General features: G+C 61.1%; 5 protein-coding genes, 2 tRNA genes and 1 pseudogene. 2 read left to right on the plus strand and 6 right to left on the minus strand.

Annotated elements, in window-relative coordinates:
* A partial coding sequence (gene rnr, locus WBH99_RS05970; RefSeq protein WP_424219197.1) for a ribonuclease R occupies positions 1–2,232 on the minus strand: 2,232 nt, incomplete at its 3' end.
* Between the two features lie 41 nt (positions 2,233–2,273).
* On the opposite strand from rnr, the gene WBH99_RS05975 reads away from it, so the two are divergent.
* Together WBH99_RS05975 and WBH99_RS05980 are read left to right on the plus strand one after the other, a co-directional pair.
* Positions 2,274–2,358: transfer RNA gene (locus WBH99_RS05975), tRNA-Leu, on the plus strand.
* An 86-nt stretch (positions 2,359–2,444) separates the two neighbouring features.
* A tRNA-Leu gene (locus WBH99_RS05980) sits at positions 2,445–2,529 on the plus strand.
* Between the two features lie 206 nt (positions 2,530–2,735).
* Here WBH99_RS05980 and murI read toward each other — a convergent pair.
* The 5 genes and pseudogenes from murI to WBH99_RS06005 form a co-directional block, all read right to left on the minus strand.
* Positions 2,736–3,521 carry a glutamate racemase gene (murI, locus tag WBH99_RS05985; protein ID WP_424219198.1) on the minus strand — a complete coding sequence of 262 codons (786 nt, stop codon included), beginning with the start codon at positions 3,519–3,521 and terminating at the stop codon, positions 2,736–2,738.
* 58 nt (positions 3,522–3,579) lie between these two features.
* On the minus strand, positions 3,580–4,824 hold the full coding sequence (gene icd, locus WBH99_RS05990) for an NADP-dependent isocitrate dehydrogenase (protein ID WP_424219199.1): 1,245 nt from the start codon (positions 4,822–4,824) through the stop codon (positions 3,580–3,582).
* 140 nt (positions 4,825–4,964) lie between these two features.
* Complete coding sequence (locus WBH99_RS05995) at positions 4,965–5,681, minus strand: nucleotidyl transferase AbiEii/AbiGii toxin family protein (RefSeq protein ID WP_424219200.1); 717 nt, start codon at positions 5,679–5,681, stop codon at positions 4,965–4,967.
* Complete coding sequence (locus tag WBH99_RS06000; RefSeq protein WP_424219201.1) at positions 5,674–6,039, minus strand: hypothetical protein; 366 nt, start codon at positions 6,037–6,039, stop codon at positions 5,674–5,676. The genes WBH99_RS05995 and WBH99_RS06000 overlap by 8 nt, the downstream gene beginning before the upstream one ends.
* A 35-nt stretch (positions 6,040–6,074) precedes the next feature.
* Positions 6,075–6,430 (minus strand): annotated as a pseudogene (locus WBH99_RS06005) (IS3 family transposase); the annotation flags it as partial.

The following is a 6,430-nucleotide window of genomic DNA, read 5'->3' on the forward strand; positions in this document are numbered from 1 at the left end:
GGGCTGGGCCCGGGCCTCGCCAGGACGACGCGCACGCCCGGGAACCGCATCCGCAGCTTCCTTGGGCACCAAGGTAAAGTCGATGCGGTTGGTTTCCAGATCGGCCTTCACCAGTTTCACCCGCACCCGGTCGCCCAGACGGAAACGCTGGCCGGTGCGTTCGCCCAGCATCTGGTGCTTGACCGGGTCGAACTGGAAGTAGTCGGAACCCAGCTCGGAGACGTGCACCAGGCCTTCCACATAGACCAGGTCCAGCGCCACAAAGATGCCAAAGCCGGTGACGGCGGAAATGGTGCCGTCGAAAATTTCGCCGATACGCTCCTTCATGAAGTAGCACTTCAACCAGTTCTCCACATCGCGGGTGGCTTCGTCGGCGCGCCGCTCGGTCTGCGAGCAGTGCAGGCCGATCGCCTCCCAGTCACCGGGGTTGTAGCGTTCGCCGGCCAGCACCGCCTTGATGGCCCGGTGCACGAGCAGGTCCGGGTAACGGCGGATGGGCGAGGTGAAATGGGTGTAGTGCTCATAGGCCAGACCGAAGTGACCCACGTTCTCCGGGCTGTACCTGGCCTGCTTCAAGGAGCGCAGCATCACGGTCTGCAGCAACTGGGCGTCGGGCCGTTCCTTCACCTTTTCCAGGAGCAAGGCGTAATCCTTGGCCTTGGGATCATCCCCGCCGGTAAGGGCGAGGCCGAATTCGGAGAGGAAGCTGCGCAGGTTCTTCAGCTTTTCCTCATTCGGGCCTTCGTGGATGCGGTACAGGCAGGGCTGCTCATGCTTGGCCAGGAAATCCGAGGCGCAGACATTGGCCGCCAGCATGCATTCCTCGATGATGCGGTGGGCATCGTTACGGATCACCGGCACGATGTTCTCGATCTTGCCCTCGGTGTTGAAGATCATCTGGGTTTCGATGGTCTCGAAATCGATGGCGCCGCGCTTGACCCGGGCCTTGGCCAGGACCTGATAGAGCTTGTAGAGGTTCTGTAGCTGCGGCTCGAGGGCCTTGTGGATCTCGCTTTCCGGCCGGGCCGTGCCGGAGAGCCAGTCCCACACCTGGTTGTAGGTCAGCCGGGCGTGGGAGCGGAACACGGCCGGGTAGAAGCGGTACTGCCTGATCTCCCCCGTGGCGCTGATGCTGGCATCGCAGACCATGGCCAGGCGCTCCACATCGGGGTTGAGGGAGCAGATGCCGTTGGAGAGCTTTTCCGGCAGCATGGGAATCACCCGGCGCGGAAAATACACGGAATTGCCGCGCTGGAAAGCCTCCGCATCCAGGGCCATGCCCGGCCGCACGTAATGGGACACGTCGGCAATCGCCACCACCAGGCGCCAGCCCTTACCCTGCTTGTCGCAGAACACGGCGTCATCGAAGTCCTTGGCGGTTTCCCCGTCGATGGTCACCAGGGGCAGATCGCGCAAGTCTTCGCGGGCCTTGTGGTCGGTCTTCCTCACCGCATCGGGCACCTTGGCGTTTTCGGCCAGGCAATCCGCCGAAAACTCGAAGGGCAGGTCGTGCTTGCGGAGGGCAATCTCGATCTCCATACCCGGATCGGCGTAATTGCCCAGCACCTCGCTGATCCTGCCCATGGGCTGGGAATACCTTGAGGGCTGTTCGATGATGTCCACCATCACCACCTGGCCGGCCACGGGCTTGAACTTGGGCTTCTTCTCGGGCGGAATCAGGATGTCCTGGGTGATGCGGCGATTCTCGGGCACCACGAAGGCCACGCCGTGTTCCACGAACACCCGGCCCACCACCCGCGAATTGGCCCGGTCGGTGACTTCGACGATCGAACCTTCGGGACGGCCCTTCTTGTCCTTGCCGGTGATGCGCACCAGCGCCCGGTCGCCGTGCAGCACTTTTTCCATCTGGCGCTGTTCCAGGAAAATATCGGGGCTGCCGTCGTCGGGAATCAGGAAACCGAAACCATCGGGATGGCCCTGTACCCGGCCGGCGATGAGGCTGGCCTTCTCGGGCAGGATGAAATCGCCCTTGCGGTTCTTGAGCAGTTGCCCTTCGCGCTCCATGGCAGAGAGACGCCGGCAGAACATCTCCCGCTCGTCGGCGCCGATGTCGAGCAGTTCGAGCAATCGTTCGAGCGAGAGCGGCTGGCCCTGCTCTTCGAGCACCTGGACGATATATTCCCGCGATGGCAGGGGAAACTCATAGCGCTTGCATTCGCGCTCGTAAAAAGGGTCCGCACGGCGGACTTTGGATATTTTTCTTGTTGACATCAAATTTTCTTTCTTTAGAATATGGCGCTCTTCGCACCTGTGCCCAGGTGGCGGAATTGGTAGACGCACTAGTTTCAGGTACTAGCGCTGCAAGGCGTGGAGGTTCGAGTCCTCTCCTGGGCACCAGCAAAACTGGCGATCAAAGCTTCGGCAAAGCTTCGATTCTAGTCGCTAAATGCTGCAAAGCAAAGCAGTTGTTTCAGTCGGTTCACGCCCAGGTGGCGGAATTGGTAGACGCACTAGTTTCAGGTACTAGCGGGTAACTCCGTGGAGGTTCGAGTCCTCTCCTGGGCACCAGTGATCCACTGAAAGAACAGCAAAAAGCCCCCGACTTTCGGTCCGGGGCTTTTTTGTACGCGTCGTCTTTTGTGCGCGTCGTCTTTTGTGCGCGTCCCTTCATGCGCGTCCCGTGATGGGCCGGTCTGGCCGCGGCTGTGAACGACAGCAAAGACCAGGGCTCGGCAAGCCGGCTGGCCGCACCCCGGCAAGGGGCTTCCTTGCCGTCAGATTTGCCACCTTTCTACCGGCAGGAAGGAGCCCCACAACCGCGCCACGGTTTCCCGCACCTGCAGCGGGTTGCCGCTGGTGGCCAGTTGCAGTTGGCCATGGCCACCCAGCCGGCTTTCGCCCTGAAGGCGGCGCTCCACCTGACGGGCCACCGCCTCGCCGGTATCGACGAGGATGACGCCCTCGGGCAGACGGGCCGAAATGCCGGCCCGCACCCAGGGGTAATGGGTGCAGCCCAGCACCACCACATCGGCGCCGGCCCGGGCCAGAGGCTGCAGGTATTCATCCAGCAGGGCTTGCACCCTGGGGCTGTCGGGCCCCTCGGTCTCGATCGCTTCCGCCAGCCCCGGGCAGGCCTGGGATATCACCTGCACGGATTCGGCATAGGTCTGCACCAGACGCTGGAAACGGCCACTGGCCAGGGTACGGGTGGTGGCCAGGACGCCCACCACCCCGGTCCGGGTCAGTCCGGCTGCCGGCTTCACCGCCGGCTCCAGGGCCACCACGGGCTTGGGGATAGCGGCCCGGATCAACTCCGCCGCCGCCGCCGTAGCCGTATTGCAGGCCACCACGATGGCTTTGGCACCGCGCTCCACCAGGGCCGCGGCAATGGCCTGGCCCCGGGCCTGGATGAAGGACTCGGGCCGGTCCCCGTAGGGCAGGAAATGGGTATCGGCAAAGTAGATGAAGTCTTCGCCAGGCAGCCGCGCCCGCAGCGCGGCCAGGACGGTGAGGCCGCCCAGGCCGGAATCGAAGACGCCGATGGGTTGACAGGAATTCATGGGGGCTGCGCCAGTTGACTTGCATACAACAGGAACACACGAAACAGGAACACACGACTTACATCCGCGCAATCATGGCATCGCCGAACCCGGAGCAGGACAGTTCGTTCGCTCCCTCCATCAGCCGGGCAAAATCATAGGTGACCTGCTTGTCGCCGATGGCTGCTTCCATCGCCTTGATGACCCGATCGGCCGCCTCGACCCAGCCCAGGTGACGCAGCATCATCTCGGCGGAGAGGATCAGCGAACCGGGATTGACCTTGTCGAGCCCGGCGTACTTGGGGGCGGTGCCGTGGGTGGCCTCGAAACAGGCATACCGGTCGGACATATTGGCCCCCGGGGCGATGCCGATGCCGCCCACCTGGGCCGCCAGGGCGTCGGAGATGTAGTCGCCGTTCAAATTGGTGGTGGCGATCACGTCATACTCGGCGGGGCGCAGCAGGATCTGCTGCAAGAAGGCATCGGCGATGGAATCCTTGAGGGTGATCTCGCGGCCGCTCTTGGGGTTCTTGATCCGGCACCACGGGCCGCCGTCGATCGGCTCGGCGCCGAATTCCTCGCGTGCCACCTGATAGCCGGTGTCACGGAACAGGCCCTCGGTAAACTTCATGATGTTGCCCTTGTGCACGAGGGTCACCGACTTGCGGTCGTTATCGATGGCGTACTGGATCGCGGCGCGCACGAGGCGGGCAGAGCCCTCGATGGAAATGGGCTTGATGCCGATGCCGGAACTCTCCGGAAAGCGGATCTTCCTGACCCCCATTTCCTGTTGCAGGAAATCGATCACTTTTTTGACCGCCTCGGAACCCACCGCCCATTCGACACCAGCATAAATGTCCTCGGTGTTTTCCCGGAAGATGACCATGTTGGTCTGCTCCGGATGCTTCAGGGGCGAGGGCACGCCCTTGAAATAGCGCACCGGGCGAACGCACTGGTAAAGATCCAGCTCCTGGCGCAGAGCCACGTTCAAGGAGCGGATGCCACCGCCGACCGGCGTGGTGATCGGCCCCTTGATGGAGACCGAGTATTCCTTCAGGGCAGCAAAGGTTTCCTTGGGCAGCCACTCGTCCGGACCATAAAGCCGGGTGGCTTTCTCCCCGGCATGGACTTCCATCCAGTGGATTTTCCTGGTGCCGCCATAGGCCTTGGCCACGGCCGCATCGATCACCTTGATCATCACCGGGGTGATATCCACGCCGATGCCGTCACCCTCAATGAACGGAATGATGGGATTGTCCGGAGTTGCCTGACCCGGAACGATCTTCTGACCCCCCGCGGGAACCTCGATGTGAGATGGGCTCATTTCCCCTCCAGTGCTTGTCAGTATGGATGACAGGGATTCCTGTCTTGTCTCCCCCGTGCGGCACGGGTAACGCCAGCGCCGCCGGCAGGGATGTTTCCGGCAAGCACGCCGGTCGATTATCGCGGAAAGGTCGAGGGATGTCAGCCACCCAGGCTCCCCTGCCTGCCCGCGCAACAATCCGGTTGGGGGCAATTGAGCACCATCGGTATGCGGTCAACCAAGCCTTCATCCATATGCATTTTTTGAAGGCAGAGCTTGAGATAGTCCCTGTTGCAAACCATCTCCAATGATGAGCGAAAGGCTTTAACGACGTGCTCACCGTAAGCGGTCTTGACCTTCTCCCATGAGGAATTCGGTATCTCTCCCCAGTTGTCGATCATCATCGCCAAGTCGATGATGTCGCGGCTCATTGTGGCCTTATCCAGTCCGCGATCTGCGTTTGCAAGCAACTTTTCCGCGTACATGTCTTCAAGTGAGAGTGTCGGCACGCGGAAGACCGGGTGCTGGCTGCCTTGTATCGCAATGCGAGCTTCGCTGACAATCTCGACTTTGATCGGAGTTCCATCAACTTCAAGAATAGTACGGATTCCATATCGGTCCGCCCGCACTTCACGAAGATGCTGAATTGGCTCTTTAAGCAAAGCCCCAAGGCTGCCTGGTGAGATTGTGTTTCGCAAGAGGCGATAGCCTTCGTTGGAAGCGCATAGGAAATCAATGCCGAGTGATTCTCTGTATTCGGCAAGGGATAGAACTATCGCTGTTCCACCGCCAAAATAGCACTCTGTTTGGCCCAGGAGATCACAATTGAAGGCGTGCAGTACCTTTTCAATACGCTGGTGGTGAGGGCGATCAAACATTCATCACCCCCTTCCCGAACAGCGTTGTAAGCCGTTCGATTAACTGTCGTTCGTTGAGTGATAGTTTCTCTTCTTCAACGAAATGCCAGTTCCGTTCATACAAGGCGAATGCTTCCTCTTCCTCGACGAGATCATCATCCCGTCGATTCCACGCAAGCAATTTAAGTTGCGGATAATCTGCTAGGTGAATCTGCATTGCGACTCCAGAAGTGGCTCCGTTTGTTTGAACAGCTTTCCCCGATTCATAAGTGGACTCCGGGCGGGTTGCCAAAGGTGCAGAGTCGTCCACGGCGGCGGTGGTCGCTTGCGACGAACCGACCGACGCGGTGGGCAACTCGGGGCGCACCAGGAATTTCATTTTATGCAGCCTCGACCCGTTTGGGTAGCATGCACGCCCTCGCGGGCGAGTTGATCGCGCAGCATGCGAGCCCCCATGAAGGGGGGCTGCAGATGCCGTTCGTCAATGCGGCGCATGAGCGCCCAATCGGCATCGCTGACCGGGCGCGGCAGGTAGTACACCGTGCCCCGGCTGAGGCCCAGCAGCTTGGCCTGGGCGCGTGATGGGGAGGTCGTGCTTGCGGTCGATCATGGCTTTGCGCTCAGCAATCCCGCCTTGGCGAGCGCGCGCTCGAAAAAATCGTTCTCCAGCGTGAGCTGTCCGAGCTTGGCATGTAGCGGCACCAGATCTACAGGCTCCTTCTGCGCAGGCGCACCCCCGAAGACGTCGGCGGCATGCTCCAGCAGTGGGC

This window comes from Azovibrio sp., from assembly GCF_049658005.1.
Lineage (GTDB): Bacteria > Pseudomonadota > Gammaproteobacteria > Burkholderiales > Rhodocyclaceae > Azovibrio.